At 66.0% G+C, this 25,762-nt stretch carries 22 protein-coding genes and 1 pseudogene; 8 read left to right on the forward strand and 15 right to left on the reverse strand.

Features of this window, described 5'->3' with window-relative positions:
- Positions 1–33: 33 nt before the first annotated feature.
- From GTK09_RS17050 to GTK09_RS17110, 13 genes and pseudogenes are all read right to left on the reverse strand, one after another.
- The gene (locus tag GTK09_RS17050; RefSeq protein ID WP_163464663.1) at positions 34–549 is read right to left on the reverse strand and encodes a GNAT family N-acetyltransferase; all 516 of its coding nucleotides are present in this window, start codon (positions 547–549) and stop codon (positions 34–36) included.
- Between the two features lie 2 nt (positions 550–551).
- Positions 552–1,379: a carbohydrate ABC transporter permease gene (locus tag GTK09_RS17055; protein WP_163464664.1), complete on the reverse strand. Its 828-nt coding sequence runs from the start codon at positions 1,377–1,379 to the stop codon at positions 552–554.
- A 1-nt stretch (position 1,380) separates the two neighbouring features.
- Complete coding sequence (locus GTK09_RS17060; protein ID WP_163464665.1) at positions 1,381–2,382, reverse strand: carbohydrate ABC transporter permease; 1,002 nt, start codon at positions 2,380–2,382, stop codon at positions 1,381–1,383.
- 188 nt (positions 2,383–2,570) lie between these two features.
- Positions 2,571–3,836, reverse strand: coding sequence for an ABC transporter substrate-binding protein (locus GTK09_RS17065; protein ID WP_163464666.1), 1,266 nt, complete (start codon positions 3,834–3,836; stop codon positions 2,571–2,573).
- 328 nt (positions 3,837–4,164) lie between these two features.
- Positions 4,165–4,860: an urea ABC transporter ATP-binding subunit UrtE gene (gene urtE, locus GTK09_RS17070; protein WP_163464667.1), complete on the reverse strand. Its 696-nt coding sequence runs from the start codon at positions 4,858–4,860 to the stop codon at positions 4,165–4,167.
- Between the two features lie 267 nt (positions 4,861–5,127).
- On the reverse strand, positions 5,128–5,910 hold the full coding sequence (gene urtD, locus GTK09_RS17075; RefSeq protein WP_163464701.1) for an urea ABC transporter ATP-binding protein UrtD: 783 nt from the start codon (positions 5,908–5,910) through the stop codon (positions 5,128–5,130).
- Positions 5,911–6,164: 254 nt separating this feature from the next.
- A pseudogene (urtC, locus tag GTK09_RS17080) lies at positions 6,165–7,315 on the reverse strand (urea ABC transporter permease subunit UrtC).
- Positions 7,316–7,679: 364 nt separating this feature from the next.
- Positions 7,680–9,308, reverse strand: a complete 1,629-nt coding sequence (urtB, locus tag GTK09_RS17085) for an urea ABC transporter permease subunit UrtB (protein ID WP_163464668.1) — start codon at positions 9,306–9,308, stop codon at positions 7,680–7,682.
- A 272-nt stretch (positions 9,309–9,580) separates the two neighbouring features.
- Positions 9,581–10,876, reverse strand: a complete 1,296-nt coding sequence (gene urtA, locus GTK09_RS17090) for an urea ABC transporter substrate-binding protein (RefSeq protein ID WP_163464669.1) — start codon at positions 10,874–10,876, stop codon at positions 9,581–9,583.
- A 321-nt stretch (positions 10,877–11,197) separates the two neighbouring features.
- The gene (locus GTK09_RS17095) at positions 11,198–12,238 is read right to left on the reverse strand and encodes a phosphotransferase (protein ID WP_163464670.1); all 1,041 of its coding nucleotides are present in this window, start codon (positions 12,236–12,238) and stop codon (positions 11,198–11,200) included.
- Positions 12,239–12,353: 115 nt separating this feature from the next.
- A complete protein-coding gene (locus GTK09_RS17100) occupies positions 12,354–13,490 on the reverse strand; it encodes a GAF domain-containing sensor histidine kinase (RefSeq protein ID WP_163464671.1) in 1,137 nt (378 codons plus the stop codon).
- Positions 13,491–13,640: 150 nt separating this feature from the next.
- The gene (locus tag GTK09_RS17105) at positions 13,641–14,153 is read right to left on the reverse strand and encodes a MaoC family dehydratase (RefSeq protein ID WP_163464672.1); all 513 of its coding nucleotides are present in this window, start codon (positions 14,151–14,153) and stop codon (positions 13,641–13,643) included.
- Positions 14,153–14,977 carry an SDR family oxidoreductase gene (locus GTK09_RS17110; RefSeq protein WP_163464673.1) on the reverse strand — a complete coding sequence of 275 codons (825 nt, stop codon included), beginning with the start codon at positions 14,975–14,977 and terminating at the stop codon, positions 14,153–14,155. The genes GTK09_RS17105 and GTK09_RS17110 overlap by 1 nt, the downstream gene beginning before the upstream one ends.
- 178 nt (positions 14,978–15,155) lie before the next feature.
- Here GTK09_RS17110 and GTK09_RS17115 point away from each other — a divergent pair, with 178 nt between their 5' ends.
- The 4 genes from GTK09_RS17115 (at position 15,156) to GTK09_RS17130 (ending at position 18,115) form a co-directional block, all read left to right on the forward strand.
- Positions 15,156–15,881, forward strand: coding sequence for a TetR family transcriptional regulator (locus GTK09_RS17115; protein WP_163464674.1), 726 nt, complete (start codon positions 15,156–15,158; stop codon positions 15,879–15,881).
- 17 nt (positions 15,882–15,898) lie between these two features.
- The gene (locus GTK09_RS17120; RefSeq protein WP_163464702.1) at positions 15,899–17,116 is read left to right on the forward strand and encodes an acyl-CoA dehydrogenase family protein; all 1,218 of its coding nucleotides are present in this window, start codon (positions 15,899–15,901) and stop codon (positions 17,114–17,116) included.
- 230 nt (positions 17,117–17,346) lie between these two features.
- On the forward strand, positions 17,347–17,721 hold the full coding sequence (locus GTK09_RS17125) for a hypothetical protein (RefSeq protein WP_163464675.1): 375 nt from the start codon (positions 17,347–17,349) through the stop codon (positions 17,719–17,721).
- 64 nt (positions 17,722–17,785) lie between these two features.
- Positions 17,786–18,115, forward strand: a complete 330-nt coding sequence (locus GTK09_RS17130) for a hypothetical protein (RefSeq protein ID WP_163464676.1) — start codon at positions 17,786–17,788, stop codon at positions 18,113–18,115.
- A 14-nt stretch (positions 18,116–18,129) separates the two neighbouring features.
- Here the strand turns inward: GTK09_RS17130 and GTK09_RS17135 are convergent, their stop codons facing one another.
- Positions 18,130–19,113, reverse strand: coding sequence for a helix-turn-helix domain-containing protein (locus tag GTK09_RS17135; RefSeq protein WP_163464677.1), 984 nt, complete (start codon positions 19,111–19,113; stop codon positions 18,130–18,132).
- Between the two features lie 312 nt (positions 19,114–19,425).
- Positions 19,426–20,703, reverse strand: a complete 1,278-nt coding sequence (locus GTK09_RS17140; RefSeq protein WP_163464678.1) for an MFS transporter — start codon at positions 20,701–20,703, stop codon at positions 19,426–19,428.
- A gap of 347 nt (positions 20,704–21,050) precedes the next feature.
- Here GTK09_RS17140 and GTK09_RS17145 point away from each other — a divergent pair, with 347 nt between their 5' ends.
- From GTK09_RS17145 to GTK09_RS17160, 4 genes are all read left to right on the forward strand, one after another.
- The gene (locus tag GTK09_RS17145; RefSeq protein ID WP_163464679.1) at positions 21,051–22,100 is read left to right on the forward strand and encodes a threonine aldolase family protein; all 1,050 of its coding nucleotides are present in this window, start codon (positions 21,051–21,053) and stop codon (positions 22,098–22,100) included.
- Between the two features lie 200 nt (positions 22,101–22,300).
- On the forward strand, positions 22,301–22,525 hold the full coding sequence (locus tag GTK09_RS17150; protein WP_163464680.1) for an Rmf/CrpP family protein: 225 nt from the start codon (positions 22,301–22,303) through the stop codon (positions 22,523–22,525).
- A 262-nt stretch (positions 22,526–22,787) separates the two neighbouring features.
- Positions 22,788–24,218 carry a glutamine synthetase family protein gene (locus GTK09_RS17155; RefSeq protein WP_163464703.1) on the forward strand — a complete coding sequence of 477 codons (1,431 nt, stop codon included), beginning with the start codon at positions 22,788–22,790 and terminating at the stop codon, positions 24,216–24,218.
- A gap of 23 nt (positions 24,219–24,241) precedes the next feature.
- Positions 24,242–25,525: an NAD(P)/FAD-dependent oxidoreductase gene (locus GTK09_RS17160; protein ID WP_163464704.1), complete on the forward strand. Its 1,284-nt coding sequence runs from the start codon at positions 24,242–24,244 to the stop codon at positions 25,523–25,525.
- Positions 25,526–25,762: the final 237 nt, after the last annotated feature.

Below are 25,762 nucleotides of genomic sequence, written 5' to 3' on the forward strand. Positions count from 1 at the left end.
CAACTTCGGCCCTGTCGTCCAAGCCTATCTCCATCAGGCGGCGGCCTCGAAGGCCGGATGATAGGTGATCTCGCCGCTCGGCGCAGGCGGTGCCATCACCAGCCGCTGAACATATTGCACCGGCAGGCCGCGATAGGTCAGCGCCGGGTCGCTGGCAAAGCCGAAGCGGGTGTAGAAGGCCGGATCGCCGAAGAGAACGCAGCCCTTGGCGCCGAGCCTCTCCAGACGTCGCAAGCCTTCCACGACGAGGGCGGTGCCAACGCCCCGGCGTTGCGACTGCGGCCAAACCGACACCGGGCCAAGGCCGTACCAGCCCGCCTCATCGCTTTCGATCGACACTGGCGAAAAGGCGACGTGCCCGAGAATGGAGCCCTCGACATCGACGGCGACGAGGGACAGCGTCAAGGCTTTTGCGGCGCGCAGGGCGTCGACGATTGCGCCTTCCGTCTGGTCGCTATGCGGCGCATCCGCGAAGGCCGCTTCGGTCAAGGCGCGGATCGCCTCTTCGTCGCCCGGCTCCTCCGGCCGGATCAAGGGTTTGCCCACCATCGTCAGCCCTTCACGCCGCCGGCCGTCAAGCCGGAGATGATCTTGCGCTGGAAGATGAGGACGAGAACGATCAGGGGAACCGTCACGATCACCGAGGCCGCCATGATCGTCCCCCAGGGGATTTCCTGCTCGGACGCACCGGAGAGCAGCGCGATGGCGACGGGAACGGTGCGGGTGGAATTGTTGGAAATGAAGGTCAGCGCGAAGAGGAACTCGTTCCAGGCGGCGATGAAGGCGAGGAGCCCGGTCGTCACCAGCGCCGGCCACATCAAGGGCAGGAACACCCGCATGACGATGGTGAAGGGCGAGGCGCCGTCGACGATCGCCGCCTCCTCGATCTCGATCGGCAGGTCGCGCATGAAGGTGGTCAGCACCCAGACCGTGAAGGGCAGGGTGAAGATCATATAGGCAAAGATCAACGAGAACAGCGTGTTGTAGACGCCGGCCCAGCGGACCATCTCGAACAGCCCGGCGAGGACGGCGATCTGCGGGAACATCGACACGGCGAGGATGGTGAGCAGCAGGAGCCCGCGCCCGGCGAAGTTGATCCGCGACAGGGCATAGGCCGCCGTCACCGCCAGAAACAGCGAGATCGCCACCACCACAACGGCGACGATCACCGAATTGAGGATGTTCGTCGGAAAGACGCCGTTCGTCAGCACGCCCTCATAGTTGGCGAGCGAGAAGTCGACCGGCAGGTAGTTCACCCGGAACAGCGCCGTTCCCGATTTCAGGCTGGTCAGGATGGCGTAGTAGAACGGGAAGACCGAAAACAGGACGATGAAGACGACGAGGGCATAAAAGCCGGTGCGCTTGACGGCGTAAGGCATCTCATTTCCCCCTGCCGCCGAGATCGAGCCGGGCGATCTTGATGTAGAACAAGGTGATGAAGGCGATCACCAGGAACAGAAGCGTCGAGGCCGCCGAGCCATAGGCGAACTTGTCGAACTGGAAGAGATTTTCCTGGGCGAAGACCGACATCGACTTCGTCTGGGTGTTGTTGGGCGTCAGCACGTAGATGAGGTCGAACACCCGCAGCGCGTCGAGTGCCCGGAAGATCACCGCGACGAGGATCGCCGGGCGGATCAGCGGAAGCGTCACCTTCCAGAACACCTTGACCGGATGGATGCCGTCGATCTTCGCCGCCTCGTAGACGTCGCCCGGCACCATCTGCAGGCCGGCGAGGATGAGCAGTGCCATGAAGGGGGTCGTCTTCCACACGTCGACGATGATCACCGCCCACATCGCCGTGTCGGGACTGGCCGTCCAGGCGACGGGGGCGGAAATGATGCCGATCGCCATCAGCATATCGTTGAGGATGCCGAACTGGTCGTTCATCATCCAGGCCCACATCTTGGCCGAGACGATGGTCGGGATCGCCCAGGGAATGAGGACGGCAGCGCGCACGAAGCCGCGGCCCTTGAACTCGGCATTGAGGACGAGGGCGAAGACGAGGCCGAGCACCGTCTCGATCGCCACGGAGATGACCGAGTAATAGACGGTGTTGTAGACGGCGTTCCACCATTGCGGATCGAAGAGGAGGCCGAAATACTCGCCCTCCCCGTCGCCGTAGTCGACATATTCCCAGTAGTTTCGCAGGCCGACGAACTCGGCCCCTTCGAGGTCGGAGAGGCTGGCGTTGGTGAGCGAGAACCAGATGGTCTTCAGGAGCGGCCAGCCGGCGACGAGGGCGAGCACGAGAAGCATCGGCGCCAGAAACAGCCAGGCCGACCTCAGGCGCTGGCGCGAGAGGTCCGAGCGGGGCCGCGCGCCCTTGCGCTCGACATCGAGCGCCTTGTCGGTCGGCGGAACGCCAGCCTGAACGTTTGCCATCGTCTCCTCCCACCGGGCACCAGACGGACCGCACGGCCCGGCCGCTCGGCCGGCCTCCGCCCTTGCAGGTTCCGTCGTTCCAGCGTCGGCCCGGCGCCCTGACGTCGCCGACGCGGGTGCCATCGCGGACGCGCCGCGACGGCGATGCTTGCGGACGCCTTGCGGCGCCGGCTCGCCTCAGGCGGGGATCACTCCCAGGCGCTGCGCTTCAGGCGGCGCAGCCGCTTCTCCAGCTGGTCGAGATTGTCGGCGGCCGAGCCCCGCCCGGACAGCGTCTCGTTGACCGCGGTCCAGAATTCCTTGGAGACCTCGTTGTACTGCTTCTTCGTCGCCGCCGAGGGCCGCGGCACGGCATTCTCGACGACATCGCCCCAGGCGGCGACGATCGGCTGCGCCTCGGCGATCTCCGGATCCTCGTAGAGGGCCGGGATGGTCGGCAGGCGCGAGGAGTTCATCGCCCGCTCCTTCTGGGCCTCTTGCGAACCGAGGAATTTCACCAGCTCGATCGCGGCTTCCTGGTGCTCAGAATATTTCGACACGGCGAGATTCCAGCCGCCGAGGCATGCGGCCGACTTGCCGCCCTCGCCCGCCGGCAGCGGCGTGACGTCGAACTTGCCCTTCACGGCGCTGTCATCGCCCGCCGACAGGGCATAGGCATAGGGCCAGTTGCGCATGAAGACGGCATTGCCCGTCTGCCAGACGCCGCGGGCCTCTTCCTCCTTGTAGGAAAGCACGCCCTCCGGGGCGATGGTGCCGACCCAGCCTTTGGCCATGTCGATGGCCGCGGCGGCCTTCTCGTTGTTGATGGTGATCTCGCCATCCGGCGAGACGATCTGACCGCCGCCATTGGAGGCCACCCATTCCAACGCGTCGCAGGTCAGGCCCTCATAGGGCGCACCCTGGAAGACGAAGCCGTTCATCTGGCCGTTGCCGGCCTCCCGCTCCTTGTCCTGGATCTCCTTGGCCGTCTCGGTCAGCTCGGCCCAGGTCTTCGGCGGCTCCTTGCCGTATTTCTCCAGAAGATCGCTGCGATAATACAGGGCCGGCGCGTCGGTATACATCGGGAAGGCGACGAGCTTGCCGTCCACCGTCTGGGACTGGATGATCGACGGGTTGTGCTTGGGGATCTCGTCCTTCATCGCCTCGGAAAGGTCGACGAAGTTGGTGGCCAGCTGCGGCGCCCAGATCACGTCGGTGCGATAGACGTCGACATCCGCGTTGCCGGCCGACAGCCAGAGCCGGTATTGGCCGAACTGGTCGGTCGTCGAGGCCGGCATCTCGACGAGCTTGACGGTGTGACCGGTCTCCTTCTCGAACGCGTCGAGCTGCATTCTCAGTTCGGAAATGTCCTTGCCGATCGAGCCGGCGACGAGCGCCAGCTCCTCGGCCTTGGCGGCACCACCGGACATGAGCGCGCTTGCGGCCACGGCGAGCGCCATGTTGCGGAATTTCATTCGACTTCCTCCCATCCTGGTCGTCGATGCGACACGCCGGCGCGTCTTTGCGACGTCTGTGGACGATCGGCTCCACCACTCCCATGGCCGGCGCCGCGTCGCATCCCGTTGTTATGGAATGCTAGCCGAAGAAGAAGGAAAGGCAAGTTGTGGTGAGGAAAGTTCGTTGACGCCGGCGGGGCCGGAGCGGACGTCTCGTGACCCCGCGGAGCCAGACAATGCGCGGCGAAAGCGCCGGCTCTGGCGGTACGACCGGCCCCTTCATCGGGCAAAGCGACCGTCCAAGACGGCGCGGCATGCCGGCATTGGACGATGCCGCGCCCGCCCGTCAGACCGTCAGGTGCTTGCGAACCTCGGGGTCGTCCAGGCCTTCCGCCGGCCCGTCGAAGACGATCTCGCCCCGGTCCATGACATAGACCTTGTCGGCAAGCTCGCGGCAGAAATCGAGATACTGCTCGACGAGGAGGATGGCGATGCCGGAATTGTCCTTCAGAAAGCGGATCGCCCGACCGATGTCCTTGATGATCGAAGGCTGGATGCCCTCGGTCGGCTCGTCCAGCACCAGGAGCCGTGGCCGGGTGACCAGAGCCCGGCCGATCGCAAGCTGCTGTTGCTGACCGCCGGAGAGGTCGCCGCCACGCCTTCCGAGCATGCCCTTCAGCACGGGAAAAAGCTCGAAAACGTGATCGGGGATCGAGCGGTCGGCGGCCTTCAGCGGCGCGTAGCCGGTCTGGAGGTTCTCCTTCACCGTCAGAAGCGGGAAGATCTCGCGCCCCTGCGGCACGAAGCCGATGCCCCGCCGCGCCCGGTTGTAGGGCGCCTCGCGGCCCATCACCTCGCCGTCGAAGGCGATCTCGCCGCGGCGGATCGGCTGCTGGCCGACGACGGCGCGCAGCAGCGACGTCTTGCCGACGCCGTTGCGCCCGAGGACGCAAGTGATCTCGCCGCTCTTGGCACTGACCGAGACGTTCCGGAGCGCCTGGGCGGCGCCGTAGTAGAGATCGACGTTGGAGACGGTCAGCATGAATGAAATCCCCGCAATCGCGCCTCACATTGCGATCCGCCCGGCGGTGAGGCGGTACGGTCATCGGCAGCCGCCGAGACTCCCAAAGTCGCCCTCATCCTGAGGTGCGGGCCGGCTCGCAGAGCCGGCCCGCCTCGAAGGGCGAGGGCGTGGCTCGACGCCGCGGTTGCGCCCCCTCGCCCTTCGAGGCGCGGCATGTCTAACGACATGTCGCGCACCTCAGGATGAGGGGGCGGGGCAACGTCGCCTGGACTGCAATCATCATGGTCATCGCCCCAGATACACCTCGATCACCTTCGGATCGGCCGAGACCTTGTCGAGCGTTCCCTCCGACAGCACCGAGCCCTCATGCAGGCAGGTGACCTTCACCCCCAGCGCCCGGACGAAATGCATGTCGTGCTCGACCACGACGACCGAGCGGGTCCGGGCGATGTCGCGCAGGAGCCGCGCGGTCTGCTCGGTCTCGGCGTCGGTCATGCCGGCGACCGGCTCGTCGACGAGGAGCAGCTCCGGGTCCTGGGCGAGCAGCATGCCGATTTCGAGCCACTGCTTCTGGCCGTGGGAGAGATTGGCGGCGAAGGTCTCGCGCTTTTCCGTCAGCCGCGTCGTTTCGAGGATCGCCTCGATCCGCTGCCGCTCGGCCTCGTCCTTGCGGTGGACGAGCGCTTCGAGCACGGAGCGCGGCCCCGACAAGGACAGGCGGATGTTGTCCTCCACCGTGTGGCTCTCGAAGACGGTCGGCTTCTGGAACTTGCGGCCGATGCCCATGGAGGCGATCGCCGCCTCGTCGTGACGGGTGAGGTCGACGTCGCCGCCGAAGAAGACCTCGCCCTTGTCGGGCCTCGTCTTGCCGGTGATGATGTCCATCATCGTCGTCTTGCCGGCGCCGTTCGGGCCGATGATCGCCCGCATCTCGCCCTTCTCGATGACCAGGGAGAGGTTGTTGATCGCCTTGAAGCCGTCGAAGCTTTTGGTGACGCCGTTGAGATAGAGCAGCGTATCGCGCCGGGCCCGGCCCTGTGCCTCGATGGCCAGCCGGCGCTCGCGCATCTGAGCGGCGTAGGGATGCGGCGAGACGACGGGCTCGCCGTGGCCGTTTTCGAACGGCTGCTCGACAGGCGCCGGTGACGACGGCACGGCCTCGCGGGGCCTTGCTGCCTGCGCCGCGACGGGAGCAATGCCGGCACGGCCTGTATTTTCCTGCACCGGCTGCGTTGCCGGTTCGCGACCGCCGCCTTGCGGCGTCGTCAGCGCGTGCACGTCGTCTGCCACCTTGCCTGCCACTTTTGCCTCGACCATCCCGCCTACTCCGCCGGATTGGGGACGGCCCCGGCCGTCTCCCCCTTTTCGGCCTCTTTGGCCCGCCGCCCCGCCCGGAAGGCGTCCCAGCCATGGTCGATGGTGCCGACGATGCCGCGCGGCAGAAGCAGCGTGACGAAGACGAACAGGCCGCCCAGAAGGAACAGCCAGAATTCCGGCGCGACGGCAGTGAAGACGGTCTTGCCGTAATTGACCAGCAGCGCACCGATCACCGGACCGATCAGCGTGCCCCGGCCGCCGACCGCCGCCCAGACGACGATCTCGATGGAATTGACCGGCGAGAACTCGCCGGGATTGATGATGCCGACCTGCGGGACGTAGAGCGCCCCGGCGATCCCCGCCATGACGGCCGAGACGGTGAAGGCGAAGAGCTTCACATATTCCGGCCGCCAGCCGATGAAGCGGGTGCGGCTTTCGGCATCGCGCACCGCGATCATCAGCTTGCCGAGCTTCGACCGGGTGATCCAGCCGACGAGAAGCACGCCGAGTGCGAGGGCTATGCAGCTCACGGCGAAGAGGCCGGCCCTCGTCGCATCGGCCTGGATCGAAAAGCCGAGGATGTCCTTGAAGTCGGTGAGGCCGTTATTGCCGCCGAAGCCCATGTCGTTGCGGAAAAAGGCGAGGAGCAGGGCGTAGGTCATCGCCTGGGTGATGATCGACAGATAGACGCCGGTGACGCGGGAGCGGAAGGCGAAGAAGCCGAAGACGAAGGCGAGCAGCCCCGGAACCAGCATCACCATGAGCGCGGCGAACCAGAACTGGTCGAAGCCGGTCCAGTACCACGGCAGTTCCTTCCAATTCAGGAACACCATGAAGTCCGGCAGCTCGGGATTGCCGTAGACGCCGCGGGCGCCGATCTGGCGCATCAGATACATGCCATGGCATAGCCGCCGAGGGCGAAGAAGGCGCCATGGCCGAGCGACAGGATGCCGCAATAGCCCCAGACGAGATCCAGCGCGAGGGCGAGCAGCGCGTAGCAGACATATTTGCCGAACAGCGGCACGAGATAGGACGGCACGTGCAGCGGATGATCCGCCGGCAGCGCAAGGTTCGACAGCGGCACGAGGATCGCCGCGGCCAGGATCGCGGCGATGAGGATCCAGACACGGGCACCGAGGAAGCGGGCGAGGATCATCGCGCGCCCTCGGTGCTCGAAAGGTAGGTCGCGAGGGGCCTGCGACGGTGGGTCGTTTGACCTCCCCCCGGGACCGCTACAGCATCCACACATCTGCACGGTGCTTTACTGGCGGACCTGTTCGAGGGGGCATCTGCGGGGATGGGCAAATGTTGACGCTTCGTCATTCTCGGGCCCCGTCCCGAGAATCCAGGGGCAACTGCCGCTGCATAAATCGCTTCCGCCCTCTGTTGCCGAAGCGAATTGCGCTCGACGATCTCTGGATTCTCGGGACGGGGCCCGAGAATGACGACGTGCCGAGGCTGGCGCTTCAGCCAATCGCTGGCGCGGCGGAACATCGAAAGAGGTTTCAAAGCCTGGGCGCTCATGCGTCGACGAACCTCCCCTTCTGGGCGAAGAGGCCGCGGGGGCGCTTCTGGATGAACAGAATGATGAGCACGAGGACGACGATCTTGCCGAGGACGGCCCCGGCAAAAGGTTCGAGGAACTTGTTGACGATGCCAAGGGTCATCGCGCCGACGAGCGTCCCCCAGAGATTGCCGACCCCGCCGAAGACGACGACCATGAATGAGTCGATGATGTAGCCCTGGCCGAGATTGGGCGAGACGTTGTCGATCTGGGAGAGCGCCACGCCGGCGATGCCGGCGATTCCAGAGCCCAGCGCAAAGGTCATGGCGTCCACCCATGGCGTTCGGATGCCCATCGCCGCCGCCATCCGGCGGTTCTGGGTGACGGCGCGCATCTGCAGGCCGAGCGGCGTCTTGTTGAGGACGGCGAGGAGCGCCAGGAAGACGACCAGCGCGAAGACGATGATCCACAGCCGGTTCCAGGTGACGGACATCAGCCCGACGTCGAAGGCGCCGGACATCCAGTCCGGATTGCCGACCTGCCGGTTGGAGGGGCCGAAGATGGTGCGCACCGCCTGCTGCAGGATCAGCGAGACACCGAAGGTCGCCAGCAGCGTCTCCAGCGGGCGGCCGTAGAGGAAGCGGATCAGCCCGCGCTCCATCACGAGACCGACGGCGCCGGAGACCAGGAAGGCGAGCGGCAGGGCGATCGTCAGCGACCACTCGAACAGGCCGGGCGCGTTGTTGCGGATGAACTCCTGCACCACGAAGGTCGTATAGGCGCCGAGCATCACCATCTCGCCATGAGCCATGTTGATGACCCCCATCACGCCGAAGGTGATGGCCAGCCCGATCGCCGCCAGAAGCAGCACCGAGCCCAGCGACAGGCCGTACCAGACGTTCTGCATCTGGTTCCAGAAGGCGATGTTGTTCTGGATGGCGACGATCGCCGCCTCGGCTGCCTGCTTGGCCACCGGATCGTCGGTGGCGCCGGCGAAGCGGATCAGCATGGTCAGCGCTTCCCGGTCGGCCCGACCCGCCAGGACCTTCGCCGCCGCCGCCTTTTCTTCGGCCGCAAGATCGGAGGCGAGGACCGCGCTGGCGCGGGCTTCCTCCATACGCGCCTTGACCGCCGAGTCCTCTTCCGCGGCGATGGCCGCATCGAGCGGCCCGATCATTTCGGGATCGGCCTCGGAGAACAGCGTGCTCGCGGCGCGCATGCGTTGGGCGGGATTTTCGGCTCTCAGCGTCAGAGTGCCGAGGGCTCCGGTCACGGCGTTGCGGATCGAGTTCTTCACTCGAACCTTCTGCAGATCGCCGCTCGGCACGGTGCCGGCGCTCACGCCGGTCAATGGATCGAAGATCTCGTAGTCGCTTCCCTTGCGGGTGGCGATGAAGACGGCCTCGTCGCTCTCCCGCCAGTAGAGATCGCCCTCGCGCAGCGCCCGCAGCGCCCTGGCGACGCGCTCGTCACCGGTGGCGGCGAGTTCGGCAATCACCGCCTCGGTGGCGTCGAAGCTCTGCTTGCCGCCGAACTTCTGGACGATGGCGGCGGGATCGGCCTCCGCCTGCTGCGCCGCCGCCGGGCCAAGACCGAACAGCAGCACGGCAAGGCTCAGGAACAGCCAGGGAATCGATCGGTTCATGTCGTCTCACACAATCATTCGCGGACGCGAACGGGAAGGCCGAGCGGAAATGGAAAGAGCGGAGCGGCCGCTTGAGGCCGCCCCGCCGGCGCTGCTCGGGAGGCAGGCATTCATGCTTTGCCAGAGCGAAACTTCTTCGCCCTGGGCTGGAGCGGGCCGCGGCGGGAGATGACCGCGGTCCGCCCCGCTCAGTGCCGGGGCACGATCCGTGCCGAGAACCAGGTGCCCACAGCTCTCGGGATCGCGCCCGCGGCGCATTTCGACCGGACGTCTCAGTTGGACGTCGCGGCGTCGCCGAGGCACTTCTTCGCCTCGGTGTCGTAGTTGCCGCATTTCAGCTCGACCCAGTCGGCCTCGAGCTTCTTCGATTCCGGCAGGAAGTCGGACCAGGCGTCGCCCGGCACGAGGTCCTCGGTCTCGGAGACCACGTCGAACTGGCCCTCGTCGTTGATCTCGCCGATCAGCACCGGCTTGGTGATGTGATGGTTCGGCAGCATCTTCGACATGCCGCCCGTCAGGTTGGCCTGCTCGATGCCCGGCAGTGCGTCGATGACGGCGTCGGCGTCGGTGGTGCCGGCCTTTTCGACCGCCTTCACCCACATGTTGAAGCCGATGTAGTGGGCTTCCATCGGGTCGTTGGTGACGCGATCCTCGTTGCCGATGAAGGCGTGCCACTTGGCGATGAAGTCGGCGTTTTCCGGCGTGTCGACGGACTGGAAGTAGTTCCAGGCGGCGAGATGGCCGACCAGCGGCGCGGTATCGATGCCGGCGAGCTCTTCCTCGCCGACGGAGAAGGCGACGACGGGAATGTCGGTCGCCGCGACGCCCTGATTGGCGAGTTCCTTGTAGAACGGCACGTTGGCGTCGCCGTTGACGGTGGAGACGACGGCGGTCTTCTTGCCGGCCGAGCCGAATTCCTTGATCCGCGAGACTTCCGTCTGCCAGTCGGAGAAGCCGAAGGGCGTGTAGTTGACGATGATGTCCTCGGCCGCGACGCCCTTGTCCTTCAGATACTGCTCGAGGACCTTGTTGGTGGTGCGCGGATAGACGTAGTCGGTGCCCTCGAGCACCCAGCGCTCGACGCCCTCGTTCATCAGATAGTCGACCGCCGGGATCGCCTGCTGGTTCGGCGCGGCACCGGTGTAGAAGACGTTGCGCTCCGATTCCTCGCCCTCGTACTGGACCGGATAGAAGAGGATCGAGTTCAGCTCCTTGAACACCGGCAGCACCGACTTGCGCGACACCGACGTCCAGCAGCCGAAGACCGCGGCGACGTCGTTCTGGCTGATCAGCTCGCGGGCCTTTTCGGCAAAGAGCGGCCAGTCGGAGGCCGGATCGACCACGACCGCCTCCAGAGGCCGGCCGAGCACGCCGCCCTTCTTGTTCTGCTCGTCGATGAGCATCAGCATGGCGTCCTTGAGGGTCGTCTCGGAGATCGCCATCGTGCCGGAGAGCGAATGGAGGATGCCGACCTTGATCGGCTCGCCGCTCGGCGTCTGGGCGTAGCTTCCGGAGACGCCGAACGCGGCGATCGTCGCCGCCACGGCCGTCTTCTGCATCCATCTCATGGCTGATTTCATCATGACCTCCAGTCGTCACCAGGGCCGTTCGCCGGCCTCGACGAAGCCAATCTGCAAAGCCCGTGCCAGAACTGACTTGACGGAAGGTCAAAGCGATCAAACCGCCGGGGACGGCGCTCTCGGCACCATGGTGGGCGGGCGGGAGCCCCCGATGCCTGTGCACGTCGCGTTACGCGCCGCCTGCGAAGCGGGCACTATGCACATAAAGCATGCACCAAAGGTCGACTGCGGGAAAGTTGCGCAATCCGGCGGCGAAGCGTGGGGCGGGATCGTCGGCAAACGCGCCCGGGGCCTCGCCAAGCAGAGAACTCAGCCTTCCGCGATCGCCTCCAGCGCCAGCTGCGCCAGCACCGGAACGTTGCGGCCATAGACCTGTGCCTTTTCCGGATTGGAGGCGTTGCCGTCGGCGTAGCGCCGGTAGACCCCCTGCAGAATCGCAGCGAGGCGGAAGAAGGAGAAGGCGAGGTAGAAGGTCCAGTCGTCGATCCCCTCGAGACCCCGGCGCTCACAGTAGCTCGCGACGTATTCCGCCTCGCTCGGTATACCCCGCTCGGTCCGGTCGACGCCGCCGAGCCCCTTGAAGGTGCCGCGATTGGGCAGGCGCCACTGCATGCATTGATAGGCGAGGTCGGCAACCGGATGGCCGAGGGTCGAAAGCTCCCAGTCGAGAACCGCGAGGATCTTTGGCCGGTCCTTGGCAAAGATCAGATTGTCGAGGCGATAGTCGCCGTGGACCAGGGTGGTGACGCCGTCGTCGGCCGGCAGATTGTCCTCGAGCCAGGTGATCAACTGGTCCATCTCGGGAATGTCGTCGATCTTCGACTGGCGCCACTGGCCGCTCCAGCGCGACAGTTGGCGGTAGAAATAATTCCCCGGACGACCGAAATCGGCGAGGCCGGTCCGCTCCAGATCGACCGAATGGATCGCGGCGAGGGTGCCATTCATCGCGTCGAAGATCGCAGCCCGTTCGCCGGGAGCCTCGATTTCCGGCAGTCCGGGATCCCAGAAGATCCGGCCATCGATGTGCTCCATCACGAAGAAAGCCCGGCCGATCGGGGAATCGTCGTCGCCGGCAAGGTGCAGCATTGCGGGAACCGGCACGTCGGAGGCGGCGAGCGCCGCCATAACGCGGAACTCGCGATCCACCTGATGGGCCGACTTCAACAGCTTGCCCGGCGGCTTTGCCCTGAGCACGTAGGTGCCGCTCGCAGCATCGAGCCGATAGGTCGGGTTCGACTGGCCGGACTGGAACTTGACGATCTTGTCGAGCCCGGAAAAGCCGTCGATCGCCCCTTCCAGATAAGCCGCGAGCACGTCCTGATCGATCGGATCCGCTTCGCTGTCAGCCATGATTCCGCCTCTCCCTAATCCGACGCTGAGCCGATCGGCGTCTCGCACGCCGCCTGTTCCAGGTGCCGCTGCCATCGAGGCGCCGTGGCGCCGATCTTTTCGCCGGCCGCTCCGCTCATGCCGAAAGTGGCATTTCGAACGTCATCTGAGTTTCACCTTCGTCAGAGACGGCCCGGAGCGTCCCTCCATGGGCCCTGGCGATCTCGCTGGAGATGAACAGGCCGAGCCCGAGGCCCTGCTGGCTGGCGAGCGCCTTGCCGCGGAAGAACGGCTTGAAGAGATGCGCAAGCGTCTCTTCGGGAATGGGAGAGCCACCGTTTGCCACCGACAGCGTGAACCGGCGGGAAGACGTCGAAGCCACGACCCTCACCGGCTGTTCGGGGGCACCGTGGGTCAGCGCGTTGGCGAGCAGATTGGACAGAAGCTGGGCGATCCGGGAGCGGTCGCAATCGACGGGACGCCCGATCTGGAAATCCGTCTCGATCGACCGGTCCGGATGGGCGGCCTGCAATTCGGCGACGACATGCTGGAGAATGGGCTCGATCGCTTCATCAGGATTGCGATCGAGTTCGATGCCATCCCCCAGCCGCCCCCTGGCAAAATCGAGGACGTTGTCGATGAGGCCCCGCATGCGAAGCACGCTGCCCTGCACCAGCCGCACGATCATTTGCGAACGCTCGTCGAGCGGCCGCGTCAGAAGCATCTTCATGCCGGATTCGACCGAGGCGACCGGATTGCGCAAATCGTGGCCGAGAACCGCGATGAACTGCTCGCGAAGCTCGGCGACCCGGCGCTCGTTGCTGAGGTCGGTCTCGGCGCTGCGAAGTTTCTCGTCGGCGTCCAGTTGATGGGCGATCAGATCGGCGAAGAGCTTGAACATCCCGACGATCTCGGGGCTCTCGACGCGCGCCGGCCGCGGGTCGATGGCGCAGAGCGTGCCGAAGAAGCTGCCGTCCCGACGGATGATCGGCATCGAGATGTAGCTCTCGAACGCATACATGCGCGGCGTCGGATGGTTGCAGTAGAGATCGCTCTCCGAAACCTTGTTGATGACCACCGCCTCGCGGCTGCCGCGGACCTCGTGGCAGAGGGTGGTCTCGACATCCAGTTCGTCGCCAGGCTTCAGCCCGAAGCCGATGGTGTCGAGGACCTTGCAGGTGATCCACCGATCGGCGGTCACCCGCGCGATCGCGGCAAACCCCATCCCGGTGGAACGACAAATGACGTCGAGGATGGTCGGAGCCGATGCCATCCTATCGATCGCATCGAGGTCTCTTTCAAACGCTTCGTCCAATGGGGGTCACCGGGACAGGAAAAGTGTTGACATGCAGCCTTGTATCGCAAGGAGCTGAAGTTGTCTTCCGGACGAGCCAGGGCAGCGGCAGGGTTCGGCTTCGGAGGATCAATGCTCCGGCGGCGTGATCACGGTCAGGGTGATCCACTCGGCCGTGAGCGCCGGCTTGACCGCCCCCTCGATCTCCACCGCCGCGTCCCATCTCGTCTGCAGGCTGACGGCGCGCTCGGTGAGACCGATCATCCGAAACCGTCCGCGCACCCGCGCCCCCGCTTTCACCGGGGTCAGAAAGCGGATCTTGTCGAAGCCGTAATTCATGCCCATCCGCATGCCCTCCACGCCGGGGATCGCCTGGTAGGCGAGGGTCGAGAGCAGCGAAAGCGTCAGGAATCCGTGGGCGATCGTTCCGCCGAACGGCGTTTCGGCCCTGGCGCGCTCGGGATCGACATGGATGAACTGATGGTCGTGGGTGGCGACGGCGAAACGGTCGATCATCGTCTGGTCGACGGTGAGCCAGGGCGAGAACGACGGCTCTGCCTCCAGCAGCGCCCGATAGGCCGCAAGCGGCACCATCCGCTCGGCGATGAGCGCCTCCGTTTCGGCCACCGAATTCAATGCCATCAAGCTTCCCCGAAGAGTTCCGGTCCGGTCATGACGCCGATGCCGCCGTCGATGGGCAGAATGGCGCCGGTGATATATGCGCCGGCCCGCCCGCAAAGAAACAGGGTGGCGCCGGCAATGTCGTCTGGCAGGCCGATCCGGCCAAGTGGGACGTCCCGGCCCACCCGTTCGGCCTTCTCGTCGGTACCGGTGGCAAACGCCGTCATCTTCGACTGGAAGGGCCCCGGCGCGAAGGCGTTGACGGTGATGCGGCGGGCGGCGAGTTCCTTCGCCAAAGACCGGGTCAGATGATGCACCGCCGCCTTGGAGGCGGCGTAGGAATAGACGTTTTCGGAAAGCGGCTGGGCGCCCATCACCGAGCCGAGATTGACGATGCGGGCGGGATCGGCGTCGCTGGCCGAGGCTTCGAGCAGCGGCAGGAGCGCCTGGGTCAGCGAGAACAGCCCGACGACGTTGACCGACAGCACCTTGTTCCAGGCGGAATAGGGAAACTCGCCGAGCGGCGCGCCCCAGGAGACGCCGGCATTGTTGACGAGGATGTCCAGCCTGTCCGTCCGCTCGCCGATCGCCCGCGCCAGCGCCGCAACGCCCTCCTCGCTGGAGACGTCGCCCGAGAGTGCCGCGATCCTGCCCGGATGGCCCTCGGCGCCGATCTCGGCCGCCGCCGCCTCGCAGGCTTCGAGCTTGCGCGAGGCGATGTGGACGGTCGCGCCCGCGGCGACGAGCGCCGTGGCGATCATCCGGCCGATGCCGGTCGCCCCGCCGGTGACGAGGGCGGTCTTGCCGTGAAGCGAGAACAGTCGTTCGAGGATGGGATCGGCCATGCGGGCAGCCTTCGTTATTTGCGTTCATGGGGCATCTAGGGTCGGCGCGGCCACAGCCCACGGACGTTGCCGCTCGGCTTTTCCGGGGAACAATCGTTTGACACCATACGAACTTGTATGTCCCATCCCGATGGGGCGCCGTTTCGACCGAAGATCGGCGCCTTTCGAGGATCGTTCGATGCCAGAGCGCGAAAGACGAGACCAGGACAGGCCCCGCCGGCGCCCGCCACGGCGCGAGCGCGACTTCGCCGCGATCCGCGGCGGCGAGGACGCAGCGTTGCGACGCCGCATCCTTTCGGCGGCGGCCGAGATCTTCGCGGCCCGCGGCTTTGCCGCCGCCTCGATCGACGAGGTGGCGAAACGGCTCGGCGCCACCAAGGGCCTCGTCTATCATCGCTACCGCTCGAAGGGCGAGCTTCTGGCCGACGTCTGCGAGGCGGGCCTGACCAGCCTCGCCGCCCGCGCCGAAGCGATCGCCGACCGCCGCGAGCGGGCGATCGCCCGTCTGACCGGCGCAGCAAACCTCCATGCCGCCGCGGTGCTGGCCGACATCGCCCTGCACCGGACGCTGGCGGGGGCGACCTCCGGCATGGCCGTTGCAACGCTCCGCGGCAGCGAGGCTAAGGCGCTCGCCAGCATAGTCGAGCAGCGCGGACGCTACGACGCCATCTTCACCCGGCTGATCACTGACACGGTCGAGGAGCGCGACCTTCCTTCCGGCCGCGACACGGCCATGCTCGGCCGGATCTTCGTGACGGCGCTCGACGCGCCGATCCTGTGGCCGCAGGACAGCGTCGCCGAACTTGCCGACAGGCGCGGTTTGATTGCAAGGCAACTGGCCTATTTCGCGCTTCGGGGGATCGGGGCGTCCGACGCGACGCTGAGGGAGGAGTTTTCACGATGACGATTTCAACGCCGGCAATGGATCTCGGCGTCTCGGAGCGGCTGAAGCCGATCCATGCGGCCGTCCGCGACATGGTGCGGGACGAGATCGCGCCTTTGAGCGAGGAATTCCTCGCCGAGGTGCCGAAGGACGGCCGCTTCGTCTACACGCAGCGCCAGCACGACATCCTCGAAGGCCTGAAGGCGACGGCCAAGAGCCGCGGCCTGTGGAACTTCTGGCTGACCGCCTCGGCCCGCGGCTACGGCCTGACGACGGTCGAATACGCCTATCTCGCCGAGGAGATGGGCAAGGCGCATCTCGGCGCCGAGACCTTCAACTGCTCCGCCCCCGACACCGGCAACATGGAGGTGCTGGAGCGCTTCTGCACCGAGGAGCAGAAGGCGCCCTGGCTGCCGCGCCTGCTCGAGGGCGAGATCCGCTCGGCCTATCTGATGACCGAGCCGGGGGTCGCCTCCTCCGACGCGACCAACATCGCCATGCGCTGCGTCGCCGACGGCGACGACTACGTGCTCGACGGCGAGAAGTGGTGGGCGTCGGGCGCCGGCGATCCGCGCTGCGCCGTCTACATCGTCATGGCGCGCTCAGGCGGCGACGATCTTCCCAAGCACAGCCGGCATTCCATGCTGCTCGTTCCCGCCGACACGCCGGGGATCGAGGTGCTGCGCGCCATGCAGGTCTTCGGCGACGACGACGCCCCGCACGGCCACATGCACATCCGCTTTTCCGGTGTCCGTGTGCCGAAATCGGCGATGATCCTCGGCGAAGGCCGCGGCTTCGAGGTCGCCCAGGGGCGCCTCGGGCCGGGACGCATCCATCACTGCATGCGGGCCATCGGCCAGGCCGAGCTCGCCCTGGAGATCTTCTGCCGGCGGGCGCTTTCCCGCGAGGCCTTCGGCAAGCAGCTGGCCGAACTCGGCGAGAACTACGACGTCGTCGCCAAGGCCCGGATGGACATCGAGATGGCTCGTCTCCTGTGCCTCAAGGCCGCCTGGATGATGGATCAGGGCGATCCCAAGGCCGCAGCGCCGTGGATCTCGGCGATCAAGGTCGTCGCCCCGAACGTCGCCCTCGACGTCGTCGATCAGGCGATCCAACTGCACGGGGCGACAGGTATCTCGCAGGACACCCCCCTCGCCCGGATGTGGACCCATGTCCGGACCCTGCGCCTCGTCGACGGTCCGGATGCGGTGCATCGCCGCCAGGTCGCCCGGTGGGAACTGAGCAAGTATCGCTGACAGAAGCTCAGCCTATCGGTCGTGCACCAAAAATTCGTGGCGGGCTGGGTCCATTGTACGGATCGGTGGGATCCAGCCAGTCGGCTCAGGCCCATAGTCGACGACGCAGCGGATGCTCGGACCATCATGGCGCACGTGCAGTCATTTCGGCGGCCCGTGAGAGCGCATAGGTTCCTGCCTTGACGGCACCTGCGCCATGCGCCGTCTCCTTCCGAACCTCAGAGTGTGATATGAACGCATTGCGTCTCGCCATGGTCGGCTTCGCCGGCCTCGTCTCGCTTGCCGGGCCGGCCGCCGCCCAGAGTGTCGTCGACGAATACTGCACGTCGATCACCGAAAACGACAAATCGGCGTCCGACGGGTTCGAGCTGACCGATGCCGGCTCGATCCTCCGCCAGGACCGTGCGAACTATCATAAGTTCGGCTATCGCGACCGCGGCGATCAAGGCGATCGGACCTTTGGCTCCGCCAATGCGCGCGCCCTGATTCCGGCCATGCTCGACCGCGGTGATACCGACGCGTCCGTCTTGCGCCAGATCGTCCGCGGTACGCCCTCGGTCTGCGTCTGGATCTTCCCGGATCACATCTACGTCTACGAAAACTAAGCCAGCCAGTCAGGGAGCGTCAGAGCCCGATCGGCCGACCCTGCCGCGTGAAGGCAATGCCAAAATGAAACGTATCGTCGCGACGCTGCTGCTCGTGCTCGCCATGCCGGCGAGCGCTTTGGCGGACCATCCCTGCGCCGACGACGCGCGTCGGCGCGCCGCCGATCTTCTCGCCTTTCATTTCGAACAGCACCTGCCCGCTCCCATCGATCTCGAGTCCGACGTCAGCGAACTTCCGCCGGTCCGCGCGCCGGTGGGTGCCGCCTTCGACGTGCTGGAGATCTGGGGCCATATCTACAGGGCGGATTATCGTATGCGCTTTCTCTACGCGCAGATCCCCGGCACCTGCGCCCTCATGGGCCAGGAAATCCTCGAAAACTCCGATCCGTCCTGAGCGGTCGCCGCCGGTCAGCGATTGATGTCGTCGATCCAGCCATGAAAGCCGCCGGCGGAGGCCGGCTGAGGTCGAGTGGGGTCCTGCAGATTGCGCCGATGCTGGCCCGGCGTCTCGCCGAACTGTCGCTTGTAGAGCCGGATGGCGTGGCTCTCGGCGGCGAAGCCGGCCTGAAAGGCGAGGTGCCCGACGCTGCGCATGCGGTTCTCCGGCCGTCCGAGCAGCGCGCGAAGGCGGGCGGTGCGCCGCGCCTGCACATAAGCGGAAATGCCGCCGATCGGCTTGAAGAGCTCATAGAGCCGGGTGCGCGACAGGCCGGCCTTCCGCGCGATCCAGGCGGGAGAAAGATCGCTGGCCGGCAGGTGGTGCTCGATCAGGAGACGGACGCGCGACAGGCTGTCGCCGTCGGGCGGAGATGCCGTCTCCGCGCCCCCCAGCGCCATGGCCAGCGCCTCGCGGAACATCCGGGTCGCCGCCCCTGAGCTGTCCGGCTGCTCGCCGATGCGGTGCCGGACGAAGGATCGCATCAGGTCGGCAAGGATACCGGCCCGGGCTCCGGTCAGAACCGTTCCATGCAACGCGAAGGCCTTCAGGCTGGCTGCCTCGATGACGTCCCGGGCGACTGAAAATGTCAGAAAATGCGCCGATTGCGCCTGCGTGCGCTGCGGCCGGGTCATGTCGAAGACGATGATCTCGCCCGGCCCGACCTCCACCGAACCATCCGGAAGCTCCGCCAGAAGTCGCCCTGACAAATTGAGCTGCAGCGTGAAATGCTCGAAACCGTCGGCTTTCACCCGTCGAACGGTCCGCTCGTGAACGACGTCGTTGAGGTGCCGGTCGAACATCACCAGGCGGCCCAGTTTCTGCACCTCGACCCGGGCTCGAAAGTCGCCGCCTGCCAGGGCCACGTCGGACCCCGAGGCGTAAAGCCCGCGATAGGCCTCGAACCGATCCGTACTGACGACTTTCTGCGCGTCGAACAGAAAAATGGGAGACAAGCGCTCGTTCATTCTTGCGGGTGCCGGACGGTGAGGGAAGAAGTGCGGCTGGTGCGACGCGCGACCGGCCGACGGTCATCGCGTGACCAATATCAGCTAATCACATCGCATGCCGGCAATCCAGACCCCGTAACCCTCTGACGCGGCGACCCTTTAGACACTAGGCTAAGAAAGATGCTGAATCGTCGACATTGGCCGATCACACATTGCGCAAGGGCACTCGAGTTGATCCCGCGCCCCGCGCGAATGCGACGACCCGTCTGTCGCGTCACGCTCGTAAGAGGCTCGAGCCGCCGCTCGGGACAACGGCCATCACGGTCCGCGCCTTCGCTCGAGCCGCCCGGCGAGGATAGCCGAGATCACACCGGGGATGCCGAAGGTCCAGAGCACCGCCAGGACCGCGCGGCGCAGACCCGCCGCACCGCCGAACACATGATCCGCGAGCCAGCCGACCAATACGGGCCCGATGCCGAGCGCGATCAGCGTCACGCCGAGGAGGAAGGCCCCGGTCATCCGGCCGCGCAGCGCCGACGGCGTCAGATGCTGGATCGCGACGAGGCCGGCGGGCGTCGCCATCCCCAGGGTGAAGGTCGCACCGGCGAGGGCGACGATTGCAGCAACGAGCGAGCCGGCAAGACAGAACGCAGACACCGCCGCCACCGCGACCAGCAGCGAGACGGCGGCGACGACCGCCGGCGCCGCGGTGACACCACGCGCGGCCAGACGATCGAGGGCAAAGCCGCCGACGACGTTGCCGGCCGGCCCGACACAGACGACGATGGCACCGAAGATCATGCCGCTCTCGGCGACGCTGGTGCCGAAGCTGCGCACCAGGATCGTCGGGGTCCAGGCCGCGATGATCTGAATGATCAGGATCGTCGACGCGGCCGATCCGAAATAGGCGAGATAACTCGGCCAATGTTTCGCCAGAACGAGCCGCAGCTTTTCCCCGCTTGCCCGGAGCGATTGCGATCGGGGCGGCTCGCGGGTCGTCGAAAACAGCGCGATCGCAGCAACATTGACGGCGAGCGAGACGAGGAACAGGACGCGCCAGGGATCGAGATGCTGCAGCCATGTCGGTGATCGCCACGCGACAATGGCGGTCAGCAGCAGACCGCCGCCGGAAAGCGCCAGGCCCCGCCCGAAGGTCGCCGCGGAGGTGAAGAGGGCGATCGGCCTGCCGCTGCGCCGCGGCCCGAACGTGTCTGTGATCAGGCTGATCGCGGCGGGAACGAGCGCCGCCTGGCCGAGGCCGAGGAGCATGCGCGCGGCGACCAGTTGCGGATAGGCCTGCGACAGGGCGAAGGCCGCCGTTCCGAGCGTCCAGACGGCCAGCGCGGAAAGGATGATGGCGAAGCGATCGAACCGGTCGACGAGCATGCCCGCCGGCACGATCGCCGCCGCATAAGGCAGGACATAGGCCGTCCCCTGGAGAAAGCCGAGCTTGGTATCGGTGAGCGCCAGCTCGGCCTTCACCAGGGGCAGGACGAGACTGAGAAGGTGGCGGTCGATCGACGAGACGAGATGCACGAACGCCAAAGTCAAGGCGAGCCGCCAGGCGCCCATCGCGTGGAAAGGCGTCTTGCTCACGAAAGAACGCCCCGTGCCGGCATGCTCGAGAGCGCGGGCGCCAGCCAGGTGCCAGCGACGGAGCGGCCAGATGCTGGGCCCGAAATCGCCTCACCCGCAAAGGCGGAGAAGCGACACTGCCCCCGGCAGGCTCGTTGAACTGTGATACTTCGGCCCACGAATTCTCGTCTCTGCCGGCCGCAGCACGATTCGAGCCGACTTCACATGCCTTACCTAACGGCGAAATCCGCCGGTTCCAACGGCAATTTCGGCAGAGACCCATCGTCTCTCGGCTTCGCCGTGCCGGCACGGACACCTGCCGGGAGACGACGATTGATGTGGCATGGAAGTGCGGCTATCAGGACACCATGATCTTCGCATCCGACAACTGGTCCGGCGCCCACCCCACCATCAACGAAGCCCTTGCCCTTCACAGCGAGGGCATGGCGAGCGCCTATGGCACCAGCGATCTCGACAAGGCGGTCGAGAAGCGTTTCGACGAGATCTTCGAGCGCGAGGTCGCCGTCTTCTTCGTCGGCACCGGCACGGCGGCGAACTCGCTCGCTCTCGCCTCCGTCAACCGGCCGGGCGGCGTCGTTCTCTGCCACCGCGAGGCGCATGTCGTCGAGGACGAGTGTGGTGCGCCGGAATTCTTCACCCATGGTGCTCGCATGGCGCCGGTCGACGGCCCGAACGGCCTGATCGACCCGGCGAATCTCAGGCGCGAAATCGCCCGCTTCAAGCCGGGCCACGTTCATGCCGGCCAGCCGATGGCGGTCTCGATCAGCCAGCCCGGCGAGGCCGGAACGCTCTATACGGCGGACGAGATCGAGGTGATCGCAGACATCGCCCATGGCCGCGACTTGACGCTGCACATGGACGGGGCGCGCTTTGCCAACGGCCTCGTCGCCACCGGGCTTTCGCCGGCCGAGATGACCTGGAAGCGCGGCGTCGACATCCTCTCCTTCGGCGCCACCAAGAACGGCTGCTGGTGCGCCGAGGCGATCGTCGTCTTCGACCCGGAGAAGGCCTCGCAGTTCCCCTATATCCGCAAGCGGGGCGCGCAGCTCTTCTCCAAGACCCGCTTCGTGGCGGCGCAGTTCATGGCCTATTTCGAGGCCGGGCTGTGGCTCGACATGGCGGGTCATTCGAACCGCATGGCCGACCGCCTGCGCGCGGCGCTTTCGGCATCGAACGCGGCGCGCGAGGCCTGGCCGACCCACAGCAACGAGGTCTTCGCCCTCCTGCCGAAGGATCTGGCGGCGCGGATGCAGGCGGCGGGTGCCGTCTTCTACGAATGGAACGCGCCCCATTCGATGCCCGATCTCGTCACCGAGGGCGAAACGCTCGTCCGCCTCGTAACCAGCTGGTCGACCCAGGAAGAGGACGTCGAGCGGTTTGCCGGGTTCCTGCGGTAACCACTCTTCCCGGTTATTCGGACAGGCTGATCCGGCCTGCCTTTCAGCGCCATGAGGCCCGCGCGGTGCCCGCGCCTTGTCGTTCACGTTTTGCATCGGGTGCTTGAACTCCCCCTGGGGCAGCCCCCAGTTTCCGTCTGTCGCAACTGCCGGCGAAAAAGACCAAGAACAGCCGGTACGGACACCAAGGGAGAAGAGACATGACCACCGATGCTCGCGAACAGGGCCGTCTGGCCTTCGTCAACAATCACCCGATGTCATCCTGCGAATATCCGGTCGGATCGGATCTGCGGGCCGAATGGATGACCGGCTGGCAGGCCGCCCAGAACGCCGCGCCGAAAGGCGACGGCGCCTCGCACCCCGGCATGATGGCGGACGCCCGCCGCGCCGCCACGCTCGGCCGGCCGCAGGCGCACGAATCCTGATCGCGCGGTTTCCCGCGAAGCAGGCATCCTGAGAGACTTGAAGCGGGCGGCGCGGCGCGCCGGCCGCGTTCGAGTGCCTGCCGCCCTTCCCTCGCTCCTTCTCAGCCTGTATCCTCGGCCCAAGCCCCTCAGGCCCTCAAGACAGGCATTCATGTCCCACACCAAGAAGCCGAGTTCCTCGCGTCCCAAGACGCCGGAGCGGATCGATTCCAAGCGCCGGACGTCCGGCGGCAACGAGGCGAGCCCGATCAAGGGCGCCCCCATGCCGGTCAAGCGAGACCTTGCCCATCTGAAGCTCTCGCCCGAGGAGACCCGCGCCTTTCTCGAATCGAAGCGCGGCGTGCGCTCCATGGACGAAGCGCGCGAATGGCTGCAGCTGCGCGGCATCGACGATCTCGAATGCATCACGCCCGATCTCGCCGGCGTTGCCCGCGGCAAGATGATGCCGGCCAAGAAATTCACCGGCAACACCTCGCTGGCGCTGCCCTCTGCCCTCTTCATGCACACGATCTCCGGCGAGTATCCCGAAGAAAGCGGCGAATTCCGCTATTCGCCGAACGACGGCGACCTGAAGCTCGTGCCCGACCTGTCGACTTTGTCGCTCGTCCCCTGGGAGAACGATCCGACCGCCCAGGTCATCTGCGATCTCGTGGACCATTCCGGCGGCGCCGTCGGCTATACGCCGCGCAATGTTCTCAGACGCGTCCTGGCGCTCTACGAGAACAAGGGCTGGAAGCCGGTCGTTGCGCCGGAGATCGAGTTCTATCTCGTCTCCAAGAATGTCGACCCCGATTATCCTCTGGTGCCGCCGATCGGCCGCTCCGGACGGCAGATCCAGTCCGGCCAGTCCTATTCCATCGGCGGGGTCAACGAGTTCGACGAACTGATCGACGACATCTACGACTTTTCCGACGCCCAAGGACTCGAGATCGACACGCTGATCCACGAGGAGGGCGCCGCCCAGCTCGAGATCAACCTCAGGCACGGCAACCCGCTGGAGCTCGCCGATCAGGTCTTCATGTTCAAGCGCACCATCCGCGAGGCGGCGCTCGGCCAGGACATCTACGCCACCTTCATGGCCAAGCCCATCCAGGGCCAGCCGGGCTCGGCCATGCACATCCACCAGTCGGTGATCGACACCGCCACCGGCAGGAACATCTTCTCCAACGAGGACGGCACGCCCTCCGAGCTCTTCCACTACTTCCTCGGCGGCATGCAGCGCTACGTGCCGAAGGCGATCCTGATGATGGCGCCCTACGTCAACTCCTACCGGCGACTGACCTACGGCATGGGTGCGCCGACCAACACCGCCTGGGGCTACGACAACCGCACCACGGCCTTTCGGGTGCCCAATTCCGATCCGGCCGGGCGACGGGTGGAAAACCGCCTGCCCTCTTCCGACGCCAACCCCTATCTCGCCATCGCCGCCTCGCTCGCCTGTGGCTATCTGGGCATGGTGGGTGCCATCCGGCCCGGGGACCCGACCGATCAGACCGTCAACGAGGACGGCGAGATCGAATTGCCCCGCGGCCTGCTCGAGGCGGTCGCCGCCTTCGAGGCGGAGGATCATTTCAAGGAGGTGTTCAGCCGGGAGTTCGTCGCCACCTATGCCGGCGTCAAGCGCGGCGAGCACGAGACCTTCATGCAGGTGATCAGTCCGTGGGAGCGCGAATTCCTGCTGCTGCAGGTCTGATGCCGCTCGAAAGGTCCGACGCCATGGACAGCTACGTCTCGCCGATCGCTCCCGGCCGCTCCTATTATCAGGACACGGTCGAGCGGCCGCGTTACCCCCGCATCGAAGAGCGCGTCGATGCCGACGTCCTCGTCGTCGGCGGCGGCTTCACCGGCCTTTCCGCTGCCATCCACCTCGCCCGCGCCGGCGTCGACGTCGCCCTCGTCGAGGCGCATCGTCTGGGCGACGGCGCCTCGGGCAGAAACGGCGGGCAGATGGGCACCGGCCAGCGGATCTGGCCAGGCGAGGTCGAGGCGCTCTACGGCTTCGAACGCTCCAAGGCGCTGTTCGACCTTGCCGAAGAGGCGAAAGCCCATCTCTTCGAGTTCATCGCCGCCAATGACATCGACGCCGAGCTGCGCATGGGCCAGCTGTCGGTCGTCCACAAGCGTTCCTATCTTCCCGAATATCGCGGCCAGGTCGAGGCGCTGAAGAGCCGCTACGGCTATCGAAGCGTCGGCTTCATGGACGCCGGGGAGACGGCCGAAAGGCTCGGCTCGACCCGCTATTTCGGCGGCATCCGCGACGATGGCACCGGCCACGTCAACCCGCTGAAGCTTCTCGTCGGTCTCGCCCGGGTCGCGGCCTCGAGCGGCGCGAAGATCTTCGAGGAGACCAAGGTCCTGTCGACCCGGCGCGAAAGCGGGCGGATCGTCGCCACCACGGAACACGGCGAGATCAGCGCCGAGCGTGTCCTCTACGCGGTGAACGCCTATGGTCCGGGACTGGACAAGGCGATCGACGCCCATGTCATGCCGATCGGCTCCTTCATCGGCGCGACCGAGCCCCTGCCGGAAAGCGCCGGGGTACTGCCGGGGGGCGAGGCCTGCGACGATTCGCGCTTCGTCGTGCGCTACTTCAGGAAGAGCGTCGACAACCGGCTGCTGTTCGGCGGCCGCGAGGCCTATACCTCCGAGGCCGGCGACATATCCCGCCACATCCGCAAGCAGATAGCGGAGGTGTATCCGCATCTGAAGGGCGTGCGCCTCACCCATGCCTGGGGCGGCTCCGTCGGCATCACCATGCAGCGGCTGCCCTTCGTGCGGACCCTGTCGCCTGGTGTGACCACCGTCGGCGGTTTTTCCGGCCACGGCGTCATGCTGGCGAATTTCGCCGGCCGGCTCTATGCCGAAAGGATCGCCGGCAATCGCGATCGCCTCAGCGAATTCGAAGCCCTCGACATACCGTCCTTCCCTGGCGGAAGACGGCTGCGGGCGCCGCTCCTGTTCTTGGCAATGACCTGGTTTTCTTTGCGAGACAGAATATAGAAAATGTATAGATTCTCAGGCCATTAGCCTGTGGGGTGCGGTGGAAAGTCGCACCCAGTCTTCAGTAAATTGCCGGCTAACGAATGATTTTTTGATCGCCGCCCCCATTTCCTGCTCAGGCGACTAACAATAGCCGCAGATGGGTGATGTGACGCCGCCTTCTCTGGGGCGGGGAACGAGACGAGCATGGGGTTCGACGGGTGTCGAGGCCGACGAACGCATGCGCCGCACAATGCA

It is taken from the genome of Jiella pacifica, from assembly GCF_010500815.1.
GTDB lineage: Bacteria > Pseudomonadota > Alphaproteobacteria > Rhizobiales > Rhizobiaceae > Jiella > Jiella pacifica.

Excerpts from the sequence above, each read along its gene's own strand:
- urtD (WP_163464701.1), bottom strand. The coding sequence starts at position 5,910 with ATGCGCGAGCGCCGGCTGGCCATCGAGGCACAGGGCCGGGCCCGGCGC.
- GTK09_RS17125 (WP_163464675.1), top strand. The coding sequence starts at position 17,347 with ATGAACGCATTGCGTCTCGCCATGGTCGGCTTCGCCGGCCTCGTCTCG.
- urtB (WP_163464668.1), bottom strand. The coding sequence starts at position 9,308 with ATGAACCGATCGATTCCCTGGCTGTTCCTGAGCCTTGCCGTGCTGCTG.
- GTK09_RS17065 (WP_163464666.1), bottom strand. The coding sequence starts at position 3,836 with ATGAAATTCCGCAACATGGCGCTCGCCGTGGCCGCAAGCGCGCTCATG.
- GTK09_RS17095 (WP_163464670.1), bottom strand. The coding sequence starts at position 12,238 with ATGGCTGACAGCGAAGCGGATCCGATCGATCAGGACGTGCTCGCGGCT.
- GTK09_RS17160 (WP_163464704.1), top strand. The coding sequence starts at position 24,242 with ATGGACAGCTACGTCTCGCCGATCGCTCCCGGCCGCTCCTATTATCAG.
- GTK09_RS17115 (WP_163464674.1), top strand. The coding sequence starts at position 15,156 with ATGCCAGAGCGCGAAAGACGAGACCAGGACAGGCCCCGCCGGCGCCCG.
- GTK09_RS17055 (WP_163464664.1), bottom strand. The coding sequence starts at position 1,379 with ATGCCTTACGCCGTCAAGCGCACCGGCTTTTATGCCCTCGTCGTCTTC.
- GTK09_RS17120 (WP_163464702.1), top strand. The coding sequence starts at position 15,899 with ATGGATCTCGGCGTCTCGGAGCGGCTGAAGCCGATCCATGCGGCCGTC.
- GTK09_RS17050 (WP_163464663.1), bottom strand. The coding sequence starts at position 549 with ATGGTGGGCAAACCCTTGATCCGGCCGGAGGAGCCGGGCGACGAAGAG.
- GTK09_RS17060 (WP_163464665.1), bottom strand. The coding sequence starts at position 2,382 with ATGGCAAACGTTCAGGCTGGCGTTCCGCCGACCGACAAGGCGCTCGAT.
- GTK09_RS17145 (WP_163464679.1), top strand. The coding sequence starts at position 21,051 with ATGATCTTCGCATCCGACAACTGGTCCGGCGCCCACCCCACCATCAAC.
- urtE (WP_163464667.1), bottom strand. The coding sequence starts at position 4,860 with ATGCTGACCGTCTCCAACGTCGATCTCTACTACGGCGCCGCCCAGGCG.
- GTK09_RS17155 (WP_163464703.1), top strand. The coding sequence starts at position 22,788 with ATGCCGGTCAAGCGAGACCTTGCCCATCTGAAGCTCTCGCCCGAGGAG.
- GTK09_RS17105 (WP_163464672.1), bottom strand. The coding sequence starts at position 14,153 with ATGGCATTGAATTCGGTGGCCGAAACGGAGGCGCTCATCGCCGAGCGG.
- GTK09_RS17150 (WP_163464680.1), top strand. The coding sequence starts at position 22,301 with ATGACCACCGATGCTCGCGAACAGGGCCGTCTGGCCTTCGTCAACAAT.
- GTK09_RS17130 (WP_163464676.1), top strand. The coding sequence starts at position 17,786 with ATGAAACGTATCGTCGCGACGCTGCTGCTCGTGCTCGCCATGCCGGCG.
- urtA (WP_163464669.1), bottom strand. The coding sequence starts at position 10,876 with ATGAGATGGATGCAGAAGACGGCCGTGGCGGCGACGATCGCCGCGTTC.
- GTK09_RS17100 (WP_163464671.1), bottom strand. The coding sequence starts at position 13,490 with ATGGCATCGGCTCCGACCATCCTCGACGTCATTTGTCGTTCCACCGGG.
- GTK09_RS17110 (WP_163464673.1), bottom strand. The coding sequence starts at position 14,977 with ATGGCCGATCCCATCCTCGAACGACTGTTCTCGCTTCACGGCAAGACC.